Origin of the sequence: Feifania hominis (genome assembly GCF_014384765.1) — a bacterium.
GTDB lineage: Bacteria > Bacillota > Clostridia > Oscillospirales > Feifaniaceae > Feifania > Feifania hominis.
The window spans coordinates 588,340-603,429 of record NZ_JACRSP010000002.1; the positions used below are offsets into that span (position 1 = coordinate 588,340).

Consider the following 15,090-nt stretch of genomic DNA (forward strand, 5'->3'; position numbering starts at 1 on the left):
TTTCGTCATGTTATTCGTCGTCATAGAACGTCTCTGAGAGAAGTTTGCTCAACGTTTTGGTAAAGTAGTCAAGTTTTCCCACAACTTTGCTGTAGTCCATGCGCGTCGGCCCGATGATGCCAATCGCGCCCACCACTTTCTCGCCCACTCGGTAGTTGCCGATAATCAAGCTGCTCTGCAGTACCGAGAGCACCGGGTTCTCATCGCCGATGATGATGCGAATGCCCGTATCTGCAGTGGGGGCGAGCATGTTCTTGATCTCCTGCTTGTCGCCGAGAAAGTTGAAAAACTCCTTTGCCCGCGACACGTCGCGGTACTCGGGAAAGTCGAGAATGTTTCCGACTCCCTCGGTGAAGACCTCGGTCTGATCGATCTCGCTGAGCGTCTGTTCCACAAAGCGCAGAATCGGCTGCAAAAAGAAGCGAAACTCCATGAGCTCGTCCTCGAGCCGGCTGATGCGCCTGAGCGTAATCAAGTCGAGCGGCACACCGGTCAGCCGCCGCTGCAGGATGGCGGCGATGCGCCCGAGGGTGTCGGGGTCGATCTCGACGTTGAGCCGGCAGACACGGTTTTTGATCAGGCCGTTCGACGTCATCACCACTAAGAGAAACGTGTGGCGGTCGATGTAGAGCATCTCGAGACGCTTGATGTAGTTGGTGTTGAAGTGCGGCGTGAGCGCCAGCGACGTATAGGCCGTCAGCTCCGAGATGATGCGGTTCGCGTTGGCGAGCGCCTGCTCAAGCTCGGTGATGCGCATCGAGAGCCCCTCGTCGATGCGGCTCTTCTCGCGCTTCGACAGGCTGTAGCGGCCCATCAGGCTCGTCACGTAGGTGCGGTAGCCGAGATCGGTCGGCACACGGCCGGCCGAGGTGTGGGGCTGCTCCAGGTAGCCGAGCTCGGTCAGCTCCGCCATCTCGTTTCGGATGGTGGCCGACGAAAACGACATCTGGTAATTCTCCAGAATCGCCTTGGAGCCCACCGGCTCCGCCGTCTGAATATAGGTCTCGATCAGCGCATGCAGAATCTGTTTTTTTCTCTCGGAGAGCTCCACTTCGATTCACCCGTCTTTCCGTGCTTTCTGTTTTAGCACTCCGCACTTTCGAGTGCTAACTTCAGTATTAAATTTACCACTTCCCCCGTACCCTGTCAAGTGGCCAATTGTAAATAAACTATTAATTCCCGCAGGCTGCCTGAGGCCGAAAAAAGGGCGGCCTTTCGGCCGCCCCCAATCGCTCAGGAAAAATCGATCAGATCGCTTAATATATGGTTTGAAACATACATGCCCTCGTCGGTCAGGCGTACGCAGGCGCCGTCGTCCACTGCGAGCGAGCGCGCCAGATAGGGCTGCAGCTTCTGCCCGAAGAGCTCGTCGAACTGTCGACGGAAGAGCCGGAAAAAGGCCGCCTTGTCCACCCCGTCCGCCAGGCGCAGGCGGAGCATGACATACTCGCCGATGTTCTCGCGCAGAGGGATCTCGAAGTAGTCCTCGACAATGCCCTCGAAGTTGTTCTTTGAGGCGGCGATGTAGCGCTCCATATCCGCTGCGAAGCGAAAACGCTTGCCGCAGAAGTAGGAGGCTGCCGCCGTACCGAGGCCCAGATAGTCGTCGCAGTTCCAGTAGCGCAGGTTGTGGCGGCTCTCAAAGCCCTCGCGGGCGTAGTTGGAAATCTCATAGTGGCGGTACCCCGCCTCGCCGAGCAGCCGGACGGCAAGCTCGTACATGGCGACCTCGCTCTCCTCATCGGGCAGCGCGAGGCTCGCTCGCCGCTCGAAGAACGGCGTGCCCTCTTCGATTTGCAGCCCGTAGGCCGAAACATGTTCGGGCCCAAGCTCTATCACCCGCCGCAATGTCTCGGCGAAGCTCTCGGGCGTCTGCTGCGGGATGCCGTACATCAGATCGACGCTCACATTTTGAAACCTGAGCTTTCGCGCGAGCGTGTAGGTCTCAAGAAACTGCTCCCAGGTGTGCAGTCTCCCGAGGGCCGCGAGCTCTTCATCGTGAGTGGACTGAAGCCCGATCGACAGACGGTTGACCCCCGCCCGCCGCAGCGCCCGCAGCGTCTTCTTCATGGCCGAGGCGGGGTTGACCTCCACGGTGATCTCGCAGTCACGCGCAAGGCGAAAGTTCTTTTTCACCCGGGCGAAGAGTTCGCCGATCTGCTTCGGCGTCAGAAGCGACGGCGTGCCCCCGCCGACATAGAGCGTGCCCACAACACAGGCCGATGTCTGGAGCGAGTAGGCCTCCATTTGTAAATACAGAGCGTTTAAATACTCATCTATTTTACTTTTAGGAGCCTCTTTGGAGTAAAAATCGCAGTAGCTGCACTTTCGCTCGCAGAACGGGATGTGCACATAGAGGCCGAGGGGCCTGTCTGCGCGCGGCGCGCGCGCGGGCCTACTCATCGAGCTTGAGCACCGACATGAAGGCCTCCTGCGGAACCTCCACGCTGCCGACCTGGCGCATGCGCTTTTTGCCCTCTTTCTGCTTTTCGAGCAGCTTTTTCTTTCGGGTGATGTCGCCGCCGTAGCACTTGGCGAGAACATCCTTGCGAAGCGCCTTGACCGTCTCGCGGGCGATGATCTTCGAGCCGATGACCGCCTGAACGGGAATCTCGAAGAGCTGGCGCGGAATGCTGTCGCGCAGCTTTTCGCAGATGCGCCGCGCGCGCGGGTAGGCCTTGTCGCGGTGGACGATAAACGAGAGCGCGTCGACCACCTCGCCGTTGAGCCAGATGTCGAGCTTGACAAGGTCGGACGGCTGATAGCCGATGAGCTCATAGTCAAACGAGGCATAGCCCCGGGTTCTCGACTTGAGCGCGTCGAAGAAGTCGTAGATGATCTCGTTGAGCGGCAGCTCGTAGTGCAGGCTGACGCGGTCGGTGTCGAGGTACTTCATGTCCTTGAACGTGCCGCGGCGGTCCTGGCTGAGCTCCATGATGTTGCCGACAAATTCGCTCGGCACGATGATGTTCGCGCTGACCATGGGCTCCTGTGCGGAGGCGATGAGCGTCGGGTCGGGGTAGTTTGTGGGGTTGTCGATGTAGACGGTCTCGCCGCTGGTCTTCTCGATTTTATAGATGACGCTCGGCGCGGTCGTGACGAGATCGAGATTGAACTCGCGCTCGAGCCGCTCCTGGATGACCTCCATGTGCAAAAGACCCAGAAAGCCGCAGCGGAAGCCAAAGCCGAGCGCAATGGAGGTCTCCGGCTCAAAGAGCAGCGACGCGTCGTTGAGCTGAAGCCGCTCAAGTGCCTCGCGCAGATCGGGGTACTTCGCCCCGTCGGCGGGATAGATGCCGCAGAAGACCATGGACATGGCCTTTTTGTAGCCGGGCAGCGGCTCGGAGGCCGGCCGGCCCGCGAGGGTCACGGTGTCGCCCACCTGGGTGTCGCGCACGTTTTTGATCGAGGCCGTCAGATACCCGACCTCACCCGCCGTCAGCTCGCCCGTCGGCTGCAGACCGGCCGGCTGCAGATAGCCGACCTCAACCACGTCGAATTCGCTGCCGGTCTGCATCATGCGGATGCGCTCGCCGGCGCGAAGCGTGCCGTCCTTGACACGGATGTAGACGATGACCCCCTTGTAGGAGTCGTAAAAGGAGTCGAAAATCAGCGCGCGAAGCGGCGCCGCCTCGTCGCCGGACGGGGCGGGGATGTCGCTCACCACCCGCTCCATGACCTCGTCGATGTTGATGCCCACCTTGGCCGAGATCAGTGGCGCGTCCTGCGCGGGGATGCCGATGATGTCCTCAATCTCGGTTTTGACCCGGTCGGGGTCAGCCGCGGGCAGATCGATTTTGTTGATGACCGGCACGAGTTCCAGGTCGTGCTCGAGCGCAAGGTATGTGTTCGCCAGCGTCTGCGCCTCAATGCCCTGCGCCGCATCTACCACCAGCACCGCCCCCTCGCAGGCCGCAAGCGACCGCGAGACCTCGTAGTTGAAGTCGACATGTCCGGGGGTGTCGATCAGGTTGAACGCGTACTGTTCCCCGTTTTTGGCGTTGTAGAGCAGCCGCACGGCGCGCGCCTTGATGGTGATGCCGCGCTCGCGCTCGAGCTCCATGTTGTCCAGTATCTGATTTTCCATATCGCGCTTTGACACGGTCTCGGTCAGCTCGAGCATACGGTCGGCAAGCGTCGACTTGCCATGGTCGATGTGCGCGATGATGGAGAAGTTTCGGATGTGCTGTTGATCCAATGAAGTCACCTCGGCTTTTGGAATTCCTATTTGTAAAGTATATCACAAAGCGTCGCCAAAAAAAATATACTTGTTCTTCTCAGGTGTGGGCGGCGGTGATATAATAAACCAGCAAACCGAAGCTCTTTGGGGTGCGCTGCGCCGTCTTTATCTGCGCGCTCATCGCTTCCAATCTGCCTACCGGAGGGATGACATTGATCGCCGAACTCAACGCCCTGGAGATCTGCCACCGCTATCTTCGCGGCATGGTCCGCCGCAGCGGCGTCTACGTCGACGCGACGGCCGGCCGCGGGCGGGACACCGAGCTTCTCTGCCGTCTCGCGGGCGAGGCGGGCGTCGTCTACGCCTTTGACATTCAGCGGGAGGCCGTCACCGCCACCCGTGCCCGGCTCGAGCAGGCGGGACTCCTGCCCCGCGCCCGGCTCATTCACGGCGGCCATGAGCGCATGGCGGACCATGTCCCTTCGGCCCACGGCGTGGTGTTCAACTTCGGCTTTCTGCCCGGCGGCGACCACAGCGTCTTCACGCGGGCTGAAACCAGTCTCGCGGCGCTCGACGCCGCGGCGGCTCTTCTGGAGCCGGGCGGGTTTCTCGCACTCACGCTCTACAGCGGCGGGCCGAACGGCTACGCCGAGCGCGACGCCGTGCTCTCGTGGCTCGAGGCGCTCGACCAGCGGCGCTTCACCGCCCTTGTCTGTCGCTTTGCAAACCGAAAAAACGATCCGCCTCTCTTCGCGGCAGTCGAAAAGCACCCATAGCAAAGGCCCGCAGGGTTTCCCTGCGGGCCTTTGCTTCAGCCGATGGCCTCGGCGGTGTTCTGCACGGCGGTCAGAACCATCATGATGGGGTCGCTGATCGTCGCCGGCAGCAGCCGCAGCGCGATGTCCGTGCCGGTGCGGTAGAATTCCGCCACACCGAGCAGCGGCGTCGCATCGAGGTCGTAGGCCTGGTTGAAGAGCGTCAGCCGCGCCGTGTGCGGGCCCGTCGTCTCGTAGGTGAAGAGCTCCTGCTCGGAGTCGACGCCCACGTTTTTTCCGTTTCGGTCGGCGAGCATGAGCCCGGCACAGAGCCCGAGCACCGCGAGCGTGACGAGAAACGCCACGGCAAACGCCTTTTTTTCACGTCTTCCCAAATCGCATCACCGCTGTCAGTATCCCCCGCGGGCGGCGGCCTTATCCCCTCACGCCAAAATCTTTGCCAGCACGTCGGCCGCGAGCTTTGCCGAGGCTTTCGCCTCACTGAGGGAATTGCCGGTCGTACCCACCTCCATGATGACCGAGCCCGTGGTGTGGTGCTGATTGAAGCGGTCCTTTCTCAGGCTGATCGGGCGCATGATGCCGGGGCAGGCCTCCATCAGCTCACTCTGCCAGCGAATGGCAAAAGCGAGATTCTCACGCCAGTTCTTGTGGGTCTTTCCGTTTTGAGGCGTGCCGACGACAAACATCAGCTGCGCCATCTGCACCCCGTCGGGCGAGGTGACAACCGGCTGGTACTTCACGCCGTCGGAGTTGACCATGCTGTCCCGGTGCAGGTCTATGACAACGCGGATGTCCGGGTACTCCTCCATATACTCTTTGATGACCTCGTTTGAGCGGGTGTAGGCGCCGTTGTACTCGGGGTAGTCGTTGATTGACAGGTCCTGCACGGTCTTGATGCCCAGGGCATTGAGCTCATCGGCGAGAGCCCGGCCCACGGCCGCCACATTTTTCTCAAGGTCGGTCGTTCGGTCGTTGAATGAGGGGTCGTAGGTCGTCGCGCCCTCCTCGGCGTAGCACTCGGTCGTGTGCGTATGTACGATCAGCACCTGGACGGCGTCTTTTTTCTTTTTCTTCAGAGAGAGCGTCTTTTTGTAGAGCTGCTCCATATCGAGCTCGTAGGAGGTGCTGTTTTTGACGTAGACGCCGCCGTAGTTCGGGTAGCTGTCGTTCAAAGTCGCCTTGATGACAATGGGGCTGATGGGCAGGCGTCCGTCAGCCGGCGGCTCGACCACGGGCGGCTCCTGCTCGGCGTTGTCCTCGCCGGTGGTGTCGTCGTCCGGCACAGTGACAGGGTGGATGACCTCCTCATAGATCTGGGGCGACAGGTCGAGAAAGGCATTTTCGGCCGGCTCATCCGCCCAGAGAAGTTTTGTCTCCTCCGGCAGCAGCGCCTGCACAAGTCCCTCTCCCTGTACGCCGGCCGCCCCCTCGCAGGCGGCGGCGAGAAAGGCCTGTCCCGACAATTGCAGCACGCTCGCGCCCGCGAGCAGAAACACGGCGAACACGCCCGCGAGAAACAGAGCCTCTGCCCGGCGCACAGCCGGCCGGTCAGGGCCCTTCCTGGCCTTGCGGTGAACTTTTCTGCGAAATCCTCTCATTTCGGCTTCCTCCCATCGTGGTCTGATACACTATATGAGAGAAGCGGGCCGCTCATGATTCAGCTGACAAAGTGTTCCATCTCCTCAATGGTCACGCCGCGCTGCAGCGTCGCGTTGATGGAAAAGCCCACGAGCTTCGACAGATTCAAAATGACGGTGTCAATGTCCTTGGGCGTGACGAAGAGGTCGAGATCAAAGGGCGCGAGCGACTCGCGCACAAGCCCGTGGACCTCGTCGGGCTCATAGTCGCCGAGAAAGGAGAAGATGTCGCTTGAGCCCTTGATGTTGCGGCGGATGTTCTCGGCGACGATGCCCACCACGTCGCTTGTGAGTGTGGCGGCGTTGACCACGGTGGGCACGCCGATTGCCACCACCGGCACACCGAGTGTCTTCTCGCTGATCTCGGCGCGGTTGTTGCCCACGCCCGAGCCCGGGTTGATGCCGGTGTTTGAGAGCTGAACAGTGGTCGCCAGGCGCGTGAGCCTGCGCGCGGCGAGCGCGTCGACCACGATGACGGCCGAGGGCTTCACCCGCTCGCAGAGGCCCTTGATGACCTCGGCAGTCTCAACGCCGGTCTGACCGAGCACACCGGGGGCCAGCGCCGCTACCGAGCGCAGGGATGCATCCTCAAAGTACTCGGGCATCTCGGTTTCCAAGTGCCGCGTGACCATGGTGTATTTGACTGTTCGCGGGCCGAGGGCGTCGGGCGTGACCGACTCGTTGCCGAGGCCCACCACGAGAACCGAGCGCAGATCGGTTTTGCCGAGAAGCTCGGCGAGCTCATGGGAGATGACTGAGACCCCCTCTTTCAGCCGCGCCGGGTCAACGGCGACCTCGCGGGGCAGCTCGACGGTGATGTAGTCGCCCACGGGCTTTCCCATGCGCGAGCTGCCCTCTTCGTTTAAGATGTGCACACGGTGTACGGTCATGTTTTCAAAGGTGATGGTGTCGCCGCTCACGCCGGGCAGCTCGCCCGCGTTGGCGCTGGCGAGCTCGCGCGCCTCGAGCGCGAGGTCGGTTCTGATCTTGCTCATACGTCCTCCTGTTTTTGCAAATACTCGAGACTAGTTTGAGCGGCGAGGGCCATTTTATCACGGCGTCTTGAAAACTTCCGCGCGGCGGGAAAAAAGTTGTTGCTTTTTCAAATCTTGAATGGTAAAATAATGTGTACGTGATATGGGTTAAAAGGAGGTGCAAAAGGTTGCCGAACATCAAATCCGCCAAGAAGAGAGTCAAGGTCACGAAAGTCAAAGCTCTGAATAACCAGATGGTGAAAAACGCTCTGAAGACCTGCCTGAAGAAGTACGACAGCGTCGTGGCTTCCGGCGACAAGGCCGAGGCTGAGGCCATGTATAAGATCACCGTGAAAAAGGTCGATCAGGCCGCCGCCAAGGGTATCCTCCATAAGAATACCGCCGCGAGAAAGAAATCGCAGTTGACGAATATGCTCAACTCCATCGGCGCGTAAGAGGGTCTGTCAGAAAAGCGAGAACCGAGTTCTCGCTTTTTTATTTTCCCCAGCCCATGAAAAAAGCCGCTTTCGCGGCTTTTTGTTTTTGATAGCAGGCGAATTTTCATAAAATACAACCACTAATGGTGTAAGCGTCCTTTGCGGCCGGCCTGTTTTTTTCAGCTAGCGCAGCGTTTCAAAAAAGCGCTCGAGCAGCTCGGCGCACTCGCGTTCTCTCACGCCGCGTGTGACCGCGGGCGCGTGGTTGAGCGGCATGGCAAAGAGGTTGCACACTGACCCGCAGGCCCCCGCTTTCTCGTCGGCCGCACCATAGACAAGCGCACCCACCCGGGCGTTGATGATCGCCCCGGCGCACATCGGGCAGGGCTCAAGCGTGACATAGAGCGTGCAGTCCGACAGGCGCCAGTCGCCAATTGCCGCTGCGGCGCGCTCGAGCGCGAGAAGCTCCGCGTGTCGCAGGGCGTCGCCGCAGCGCTCCTTTTCGTTGCAGGCGGCAGCGATGATCTCGCCGTCGCGCACAACCACGGCGCCGATGGGCACGTCGCCGGTAGCAAGCGCCTGCCCGGCCTTGTTGATCGCCTGTTTCATGAAGTACTCGTGATCCATAACTCTCTCCTTGATATCCATGTCGGCTCCGTATAGACAACCGTCCCGCGGGAACTTTGCCCCGCAAGGGAGAACACGGCCTGAATTCCGTATCATAGCCGCTCTGCGGTTATGATACCATGAGCACAAAGTGATCATGGTACAATGTGGCTATATTTTCAGCCGTCCCCCAGGGACTCCCCGCAAGGGGCGAGAGCACGGCCCGAATTTTATATAATAGCCGCTGCGGCTATTATACCACGATACTTTCGCTCGTGGTATACGCAGTTGTGCTTCGGCAGGCGTTTGCATCTCTCTTTTAAGTATTTTCAAAGAGCTCTCTGGGCATCCAAATGCATGTTTTCATGAATCAATTTTGATTCCATGAATTGACAAAAGTCGCAGTGATATCCTATAATTGTGTATGGAAACGACTACCACTCGTTTTGAGTATCACAACGGAGTGTCTACCAATGAAAGAACTGCTGCAAATCCTCACAGAAATAACCGGGTGCTCGTTCATCTCTGATCTTCGCACCCGCCCGATTGCGGCAAGACTCGCCCAGACCGTCGACAACGTGGCAGACGACGACTATTCGCCCGGTGAGTGGTCCTATGCGTTGAGCTATATCACAGGCAACAATCTGTCGTTTCATTCGGTGGAAGAGGCCAAGAACTATATTCGGCATATGAAATCACTGTAATAGAGAAAGAGTACGCTCAGCGGCGTGCTCTTTTTTTCTTGACAAGACCGCGCAAAGCTGGTATGATGAGTTCAAAGTTAGTTTTAACTAACCTCGCGACAATTGAGTCGCTTTTTCTCTCCCTCAATATTAGTTATGACTAACTCAGCAAAAAGGAGTGATGCGTTTGCCACCGGCGTTGGAACAGCTTCTGGTGCAGCACTGCGCGCCGACTCTTCTCGGCGCCAAGGCCGCAAGCCTGATTTCACTGAGCCGCAGCGTCTTTGAGTGCCCCTGCACCCTGGCGCGGCAGCTCCATGAGCGCTTTGCTCCATCCGGTCTGTGCTTCACCGTACTCGGGGGCTGTGCAAGGCGGGTGCTGCTCTATGTCTACCGTCCGGCGCTGCTGCAAAAGGCTCTGTCCTGCCGCCGGGCGCAGCGCATCCTCGGCGCGTGCGGCTATCCGCTCCGTGGCGAGCTTGAGGCGCTTCTCACCCACCTGCGCCGCAGAATCGGTGCAGATGGGGGCTTTCCCCATGAGATCGGCCTGTTTCTCGATTACCCGCCCGGGGATGTCGAGGCCTTTATTCAAACCGGTGGTGCAGGATGCAAACTCTGCGGCTACTGGAAAGTCTACACCGACGTCGAGGCGGCCCGCAGACGCTTTGCCCGCTTTGACGACTGCCGCGCGCGGCTTCGTCACATGCTCGCGGCGGGTCAGACACTCTCTGCTCTGCTTGAGGCAGCCTGAAAAAACTCGATTGGGAGGTATTTCAATGAAAAAAATTGCTGTAATCTACTGGACCGGCACCGGAAACACCGAAGCCATGGCCCATTCCGTGGCAGACGGCGCCCGCACAGCGGGGGCCGAAGTGGCGATCCAATGTGTCGGCGATATTGCGGCTGACACTGCCGCAGGTTTTGATGCGCTCGCGCTCGGCTGTCCCGCCATGGGCGCCGAGGTGCTGGAAGAGACCGAGTTTGAACCCTTTTTCGCTGAGCTTGAGCCTCAGCTCGGCGGCAAGACCGTGGGGCTTTTCGGTTCTTACGGCTGGGGCGACGGGCAGTGGATGCGCGACTGGAAAGAGCGCACCATCGCCGCAGGCGCCAATCTGTGCGGCGAGCCGGTCATGGCCAACGAGGCCCCCGGTGTGACCGAGCTCGACGAGTGCCGTGCGCTTGGCGAGGCCCTCACAAAATAACGACACCCCCCTCTCACATATCCCCTCCTTTGTCACAATCTTGACTCATTGTGATTTTGGCCGTGCTGCACGGCCGACAAGCAAAAAAGCCGCCGCATCCTGGATGCGGCGGCTTTTTCATCGCGCCGCGCTCACAGAGGCACCTGCCCGCCTTTTGTGCGCAGCAGGGGGGGGAGAGGGTCAAAGGGGGCAGAAAATCCCACGGTTGAACACATCGTTCTTCCGTGGGATTTTCTGTGGTTTACCTCACGCGGCATTGTTCTCTGATCTTTTCCAGAAAGATTTTTACCGCCGGCGAAAAAGTCTGATACTTTTTCGTGACCAGGTACAAATCCACACTCAGTTCCGGGACGATGGGGCGGAAAGTGAGATTTCTTCCCTTTGTGTTTACCAGACGGTCAAGACAGAGCGCATAGCCGATCCCCCGTTCCACCAAAAATGTCGCGTTGTAAATCAGGTTATAGGTTGCTACAACATGAAAAACCGATCGGTCCGCTCCAAACCATTCTATTTCCTGGTGCCCTTGAAAGGTCTGTTCCGCAAAAATCAGCGGCAGAGTTTTGAGCTGGTCGATGTTGATCTCTTTCTGCTGGGAGAGAGGGCAGTCCTTGGGCATCAGCAAACCGAAAGTGTCCTTTTGATGCAAGTTCAGATAATCGTATTTTTCCTGCCGAATAGGCCCCAGCAGCAGTCCCATGTCGGCAAGGCCTTTGTCCAATCGCTCAAGCACTGTGTCGGCATCGCCGCTGTGAGTATGGAATCGGACGTCGGGATATTGAATGTGAAACTCGGCAAAAAGCTGTGCAAACAGATCCATGACAATGGTCTCACCACAGGCTATGGAAATGTCCCCGCTCAGCGTCTGCGCATCTGTGCGCAGGGCAGATTCCGTGCTGTCCATCAGGGCGAGAATCTCCTGAGCCCGATTTCGCAAAAACGCCCCGTCCTCTGTCAGTGTAAGCTTGCGCTTGCCCCGGACAAAAAGCTGTTTGCCCAATTGTTTTTCCAGATCCATCATTTGCTTCGATAGCGTGGACTGTGTTACATAAAGAGTCTCAGCCGCCTTTGTGATGTTCTGCTCGCGTGCGATGGCAAGGAAATAATGCAGCAGCCTGGTTTCGATCATGGTGTCACCTCCGAATTTCCTGTTTTTATTGTAGCCTTCTTTACCATTCCCGTCAACGATGATAATTGATAATTAACAACTATTTGTAATATTTAATGGGTCGAAATATAATAAAACCAGAATTGAAAGGGAGGCTTTCGCTTTGAGAACGGATATGGAATATCTGAGAAGCTGTCTGCACGACTGCGGCTTTGGAGAACAGATGACGGCAAAATGTTTGCAGTGTATCGGCGAAAAGCGGCGACTGGAGCTTCTCAGGCTATTGAATCTCCAGAGAGGAAAGCTGATGGATGAGCTCCACACCGCGCAAAGACGCATTGACACCATGGATTACATCATCCGACAGATTGAAATGACCATTGAGGAGGCACAGCTATGAACATCATTGAGAACAAAACCTTCGATCAGGAACGCGCACTGTACGGCAGTCGGAATCTGACGGTACGCCGCTGTGGCTTCGACGGCCCCGCTGACGGTGAGAGCGCTTTTAAGGAGTGCAAAAATATCGCAGTGGAAAACTGCTTTTTCAATCTCCGCTACCCTTTCTGGCACGATCACGGCCTCGCTATCACCGGGGGTGAGATGACGGAAAAATGCCGCGCCGCTCTCTGGTACTCTGACCATGTACAGATCACCGGGCTAAAGATGTATGGCATCAAAGCCCTGCGTGAGTGCAGCGATGTGACCGTCCGCGGCTGTGATATCACCTCTTCGGAGTTCGGCTGGTCCGTCAGAGATATCACGATGGAAGATACCACGGCACAAAGCGAATATTTTATGATGCGCTCAGAAAATTTGACCTTTCGCAATGTGCGCTTTCAGGGCAAATACTCTTTTCAGTACATCAAAAACGCCGTGTTTGAGAACTGTGTATTCGAAACCAAAGATGCTTTCTGGCACGGTGAAAATATCACGGTACGAAACAGCACCATCAAGGGGGAATACCTTGCGTGGTACTCCAGAGGGTTGACACTCGAAAACTGTACGATCATTGGCACACAGCCGCTGTGTTACTGCAAGGATCTGAAGCTGATTCGCTGCGAGATGGTCAACACTGACCTCTGCTTTGAAAAGAGCGAAGTGGAGGCCAGCATCACCACGCCAGTGGTCAGCATTAAGAATCCGCTGTCCGGCACGATCTGCGTTCCGGCTGTGGGCGAGATCATCCGTGATGACAGCAAGTCCAAAGGCAAAATCATCGTCTGCAACTATGCGCTGCCCTGCGTGGTCAGCGCCTGAAATAAAACAAAAAAGGAGCGTAAACAATGAGTGGTTATATCTGTAAGCTGAGCGAAAAAGTTGAGAGAACCCATGTCCGCTATAACAACCGCTACGGCATCGCAATAGCCGGTGACTTATACACCCCGAGGGAGCTTGACCTGAGTAGGCAGTATCCCGCCGTTGTGGTTGGCGCCCCCTATGGAGGCGTCAAGGAGCAGGGCCCCTGCGTCTATGCCAACGAGTTGGCCCAGCGCGGCTTTGTTGTACTGACTTTTGACCCCGGGTATATGGGGGAGAGCGCCGGCGAGCCCCGCCGTGTTTCCTCGCCGGATATATTCAGCGAGAACATCAGCGCCGGGGTGGACTACCTGGGGCTGCTGCCCTATGTGGACCGCGGGAGAATCGGCGCGATTGGCATCTGTGGAAGCGGCGGCTTCTCACTGTCAGCCGCGGCAATGGACTCCCGCATCAAGGCAGTCGTTACCGCAAGCATGTACGACATGAGCTATGCCGCCCGTGCAGGGCTGACACCGGAGCAGATCGCCGAGAACAAAAACCGTCTCTCTCTTCAGCGTTGGGCCGATGCTGAAAATGGCTATCCCCAATATATTCCCACTTTTCCGGAAGAGCCTGTCGATGAAATTCCTGCCGAGATGACCGGCATCTGGCGTGAGTTCTTCGAGTTTTATGCCACAAGGCGCGGCCATCATCCCCATGCCCGCGGCGGCTTTACTACTACAAGCGACCTGGCTTTCATCAACTATCCGCTTCTCTCCCATATCGATGAGATCAGCCCCCGTCCCATCCTGTTCGTTGTAGGCGAGCAGGCCGGGAGCCGCTTCTTCAGCGATGTGGCATATGAGAACGCCCACGAGCCGAAAGAGATGCTTGTCATCCCCAACTGCAACCATGTGGACCTGTACGATGACGCGACCAAAATCCCCTTTGATCGAATCGAGAGCTTTTTGAAGGAGAACTTGAAGTGAAAACGACAGTGCTCAATAACGGCGTCAAGATGCCCATGGAGGGCTTTGGTGTCTTTCAAGTGCCCGAGAGTCAGTGTGAAGAGGTCGTACGCAACGCCATATGCGCCGGTTATCGCCTGATCGATACCGCAAGCTCCTATAAAAACGAGGAGGCGGTCGGCGCTGCCATCCGGCAGGCAATCCAGGCGGGAATTGTGGCCCGCGATGAGCTTTTTATCACCACCAAAGCCTATATCCAGGAAATGGGCTATGACAATCTGAAAGAAGCTTTCACCCGTTCTCTGAACAAACTGGGTCTCGATTATCTGGATCTGTATCTCATCCATATGCCCCTCGGCGATTATTACGGCGCATGGCGGGCGATGGAGGAGCTTTATGCGGCGGGCAGGATCCGCGCCATTGGCGTGTGCAATTTCGATTCCGCCAGGCTGATGGACCTTTGCTACAATGCCAGGGTCCATCCCATGGTAAATCAGATCGAGCGCCATCCCCACTATCAGCGCCACGATGAGCTTGCCATAATGGAAAAGCTGGGCATACAGCCCCAGGGCTGGGCTCCCTTTGCAGAGGGGCTCAATGGAATGTTCACCGAGCCCGTGTTGCAGGCCATCGCCGCCAAGCACAGCAGGACGGCCGCCCAGGTTATCCTCCGCTGGGAGGTGCAGCAGGGTGTGAGTATCATCCCCAAGTCGGTACATCCTGAGCGCATGGCGGAAAACCTGGCCATCTGGGATTTCGAGCTGGACAGCGGCGATATGCAGGAGATCAGAACCATGGACAAGGCTCGTCCCTCCATGCTGGACTGCTCCAAGCCCAGCGAGATTGATCGCCTGTATCACTACCTGAGCAATCCGGTGTTGACCAGCCTGTAAGGGAGGATAAGCATGATAAAGATTGAAGCAAACGGCACCGTTCTCAAGGTAAAGCTCTGTGAGAACAGCTCTGCGAAAGCGGTGAAAGAACTTCTCAAAGACGGCGCTCTTACTCTGCCTTTGAAAGATTACGCCCACATGGAGAAGTTCGGCTCTTTCGGCAGACAGCTCCCCGTGAACGATGAATACATCACCACCGAGCCCGGCGATGTCATACTCTCAGAGGGACATCTTCTGGTGATCTACTACGCTTCCAACACATGGAACTTTACCCGCCTCGGCAAAGTGCAGAATGTGGGCGCCGCTGATCTGAAGCGGGTGCTGGGCAAGGGAGAGGTTACGGTGACACTGTCCCTGGATGAGTAATCCGAAGCTGGCAAACCACTGCTT

At 57.7% G+C, this 15,090-nt stretch carries 18 protein-coding genes; 10 read left to right on the top strand and 8 right to left on the bottom strand.

Annotated features, from left to right (window positions below):
* Positions 1–10 precede the first annotated feature (10 nt).
* The 3 genes from hrcA to lepA all read right to left on the bottom strand — a co-directional run bounded on the left by hrcA (position 11) and on the right by lepA (position 4,198).
* Positions 11–1,051 carry a heat-inducible transcriptional repressor HrcA gene (gene hrcA, locus H8695_RS06235; protein ID WP_249300050.1) on the bottom strand — a complete coding sequence of 347 codons (1,041 nt, stop codon included), beginning with the start codon at positions 1,049–1,051 and terminating at the stop codon, positions 11–13.
* 182 nt (positions 1,052–1,233) lie between these two features.
* On the bottom strand, positions 1,234–2,403 hold the full coding sequence (gene hemW / locus H8695_RS06240; protein ID WP_249300051.1) for a radical SAM family heme chaperone HemW: 1,170 nt from the start codon (positions 2,401–2,403) through the stop codon (positions 1,234–1,236).
* On the bottom strand, positions 2,396–4,198 hold the full coding sequence (gene lepA / locus H8695_RS06245) for a translation elongation factor 4 (RefSeq protein ID WP_283243604.1): 1,803 nt from the start codon (positions 4,196–4,198) through the stop codon (positions 2,396–2,398). The genes hemW and lepA overlap by 8 nt, the downstream gene beginning before the upstream one ends.
* A 194-nt stretch (positions 4,199–4,392) precedes the next feature.
* On the opposite strand from lepA, the gene mnmM reads away from it, so the two are divergent.
* Positions 4,393–4,956 (top strand): tRNA 5-(aminomethyl)-2-thiouridylate-methyltransferase MnmM, encoded by a 564-nt coding sequence (gene mnmM, locus H8695_RS06250; protein ID WP_249300053.1) that lies wholly within the window; start codon positions 4,393–4,395, stop codon positions 4,954–4,956.
* Between the two features lie 35 nt (positions 4,957–4,991).
* On the opposite strand, the gene H8695_RS06255 is transcribed toward mnmM, so the two are convergent.
* The 3 genes from H8695_RS06255 to gpr are packed head-to-tail and all read right to left on the bottom strand — an operon-like array spanning position 4,992 to position 7,588.
* A complete protein-coding gene (locus H8695_RS06255) occupies positions 4,992–5,330 on the bottom strand; it encodes a hypothetical protein (protein ID WP_249300054.1) in 339 nt (112 codons plus the stop codon).
* Positions 5,331–5,378: 48 nt separating this feature from the next.
* Positions 5,379–6,554, bottom strand: a complete 1,176-nt coding sequence (gene spoIIP / locus H8695_RS06260) for a stage II sporulation protein P (RefSeq protein ID WP_249300055.1) — start codon at positions 6,552–6,554, stop codon at positions 5,379–5,381.
* A 59-nt stretch (positions 6,555–6,613) separates the two neighbouring features.
* Complete coding sequence (gene gpr, locus H8695_RS06265) at positions 6,614–7,588, bottom strand: GPR endopeptidase (protein ID WP_249300056.1); 975 nt, start codon at positions 7,586–7,588, stop codon at positions 6,614–6,616.
* A 167-nt stretch (positions 7,589–7,755) separates the two neighbouring features.
* Between gpr and rpsT the strand changes: the two genes are divergently transcribed.
* On the top strand, positions 7,756–8,022 hold the full coding sequence (rpsT, locus tag H8695_RS06270; protein ID WP_249300057.1) for a 30S ribosomal protein S20: 267 nt from the start codon (positions 7,756–7,758) through the stop codon (positions 8,020–8,022).
* Between the two features lie 165 nt (positions 8,023–8,187).
* On the opposite strand, the gene H8695_RS06275 is transcribed toward rpsT, so the two are convergent.
* Positions 8,188–8,652, bottom strand: coding sequence for a nucleoside deaminase (locus H8695_RS06275; RefSeq protein WP_249300058.1), 465 nt, complete (start codon positions 8,650–8,652; stop codon positions 8,188–8,190).
* A gap of 431 nt (positions 8,653–9,083) precedes the next feature.
* Between H8695_RS06275 and H8695_RS06280 the strand changes: the two genes are divergently transcribed.
* The 3 genes from H8695_RS06280 to H8695_RS06290 all read left to right on the top strand — a co-directional run bounded on the left by H8695_RS06280 (position 9,084) and on the right by H8695_RS06290 (position 10,495).
* Positions 9,084–9,314 (top strand): hypothetical protein, encoded by a 231-nt coding sequence (locus tag H8695_RS06280; protein WP_249300059.1) that lies wholly within the window; start codon positions 9,084–9,086, stop codon positions 9,312–9,314.
* Positions 9,315–9,480: 166 nt separating this feature from the next.
* Positions 9,481–10,044 carry a DUF3793 family protein gene (locus tag H8695_RS06285; protein WP_249300060.1) on the top strand — a complete coding sequence of 188 codons (564 nt, stop codon included), beginning with the start codon at positions 9,481–9,483 and terminating at the stop codon, positions 10,042–10,044.
* A gap of 25 nt (positions 10,045–10,069) precedes the next feature.
* Entirely contained in the window at positions 10,070–10,495 is a 426-nt protein-coding gene (locus H8695_RS06290) for a flavodoxin (RefSeq protein ID WP_249300061.1), read from the top strand.
* 241 nt (positions 10,496–10,736) lie between these two features.
* Here H8695_RS06290 and H8695_RS06295 read toward each other — a convergent pair whose 3' ends face one another.
* Positions 10,737–11,621, bottom strand: coding sequence for a LysR family transcriptional regulator (locus H8695_RS06295; protein ID WP_249300062.1), 885 nt, complete (start codon positions 11,619–11,621; stop codon positions 10,737–10,739).
* 154 nt (positions 11,622–11,775) lie between these two features.
* On the opposite strand from H8695_RS06295, the gene H8695_RS06300 reads away from it, so the two are divergent.
* Genes H8695_RS06300 through H8695_RS06320 form a run of 5 tightly spaced genes read left to right on the top strand, consistent with a single transcriptional unit; the run spans position 11,776 to position 15,066 of the window.
* Positions 11,776–12,000 carry a hypothetical protein gene (locus H8695_RS06300; RefSeq protein WP_249300063.1) on the top strand — a complete coding sequence of 75 codons (225 nt, stop codon included), beginning with the start codon at positions 11,776–11,778 and terminating at the stop codon, positions 11,998–12,000.
* The gene (locus H8695_RS06305; RefSeq protein WP_249300064.1) at positions 11,997–12,860 is read left to right on the top strand and encodes a DUF3737 family protein; all 864 of its coding nucleotides are present in this window, start codon (positions 11,997–11,999) and stop codon (positions 12,858–12,860) included. The genes H8695_RS06300 and H8695_RS06305 overlap by 4 nt, the downstream gene beginning before the upstream one ends.
* A 26-nt stretch (positions 12,861–12,886) precedes the next feature.
* On the top strand, positions 12,887–13,828 hold the full coding sequence (locus H8695_RS06310) for an alpha/beta hydrolase (RefSeq protein ID WP_249300066.1): 942 nt from the start codon (positions 12,887–12,889) through the stop codon (positions 13,826–13,828).
* Positions 13,825–14,700 carry an aldo/keto reductase gene (locus H8695_RS06315; RefSeq protein ID WP_249300068.1) on the top strand — a complete coding sequence of 292 codons (876 nt, stop codon included), beginning with the start codon at positions 13,825–13,827 and terminating at the stop codon, positions 14,698–14,700. Before H8695_RS06310 ends, H8695_RS06315 begins: the two co-directional genes overlap by 4 nt.
* Positions 14,701–14,712: 12 nt before the next feature.
* Entirely contained in the window at positions 14,713–15,066 is a 354-nt protein-coding gene (locus tag H8695_RS06320) for a cyclophilin-like fold protein (RefSeq protein WP_249300070.1), read from the top strand.
* Positions 15,067–15,090: the final 24 nt, after the last annotated feature.

What these genes read in the sequence shown, in the direction of transcription:
- hemW (WP_249300051.1), bottom strand. Translation starts at nt 2,403, where the DNA reads ATGAGTAGGCCCGCGCGCGCGCCGCGCGCAGACAGGCCCCTCGGCCTC.
- spoIIP (WP_249300055.1), bottom strand. Translation starts at nt 6,554, where the DNA reads ATGAGAGGATTTCGCAGAAAAGTTCACCGCAAGGCCAGGAAGGGCCCT.
- gpr (WP_249300056.1), bottom strand. Translation starts at nt 7,588, where the DNA reads ATGAGCAAGATCAGAACCGACCTCGCGCTCGAGGCGCGCGAGCTCGCC.
- H8695_RS06275 (WP_249300058.1), bottom strand. Translation starts at nt 8,652, where the DNA reads ATGGATATCAAGGAGAGAGTTATGGATCACGAGTACTTCATGAAACAG.
- H8695_RS06280 (WP_249300059.1), top strand. Translation starts at nt 9,084, where the DNA reads ATGAAAGAACTGCTGCAAATCCTCACAGAAATAACCGGGTGCTCGTTC.
- H8695_RS06290 (WP_249300061.1), top strand. Translation starts at nt 10,070, where the DNA reads ATGAAAAAAATTGCTGTAATCTACTGGACCGGCACCGGAAACACCGAA.
- H8695_RS06295 (WP_249300062.1), bottom strand. Translation starts at nt 11,621, where the DNA reads ATGATCGAAACCAGGCTGCTGCATTATTTCCTTGCCATCGCACGCGAG.
- H8695_RS06300 (WP_249300063.1), top strand. Translation starts at nt 11,776, where the DNA reads ATGGAATATCTGAGAAGCTGTCTGCACGACTGCGGCTTTGGAGAACAG.
- H8695_RS06305 (WP_249300064.1), top strand. Translation starts at nt 11,997, where the DNA reads ATGAACATCATTGAGAACAAAACCTTCGATCAGGAACGCGCACTGTAC.
- H8695_RS06310 (WP_249300066.1), top strand. Translation starts at nt 12,887, where the DNA reads ATGAGTGGTTATATCTGTAAGCTGAGCGAAAAAGTTGAGAGAACCCAT.
- H8695_RS06320 (WP_249300070.1), top strand. Translation starts at nt 14,713, where the DNA reads ATGATAAAGATTGAAGCAAACGGCACCGTTCTCAAGGTAAAGCTCTGT.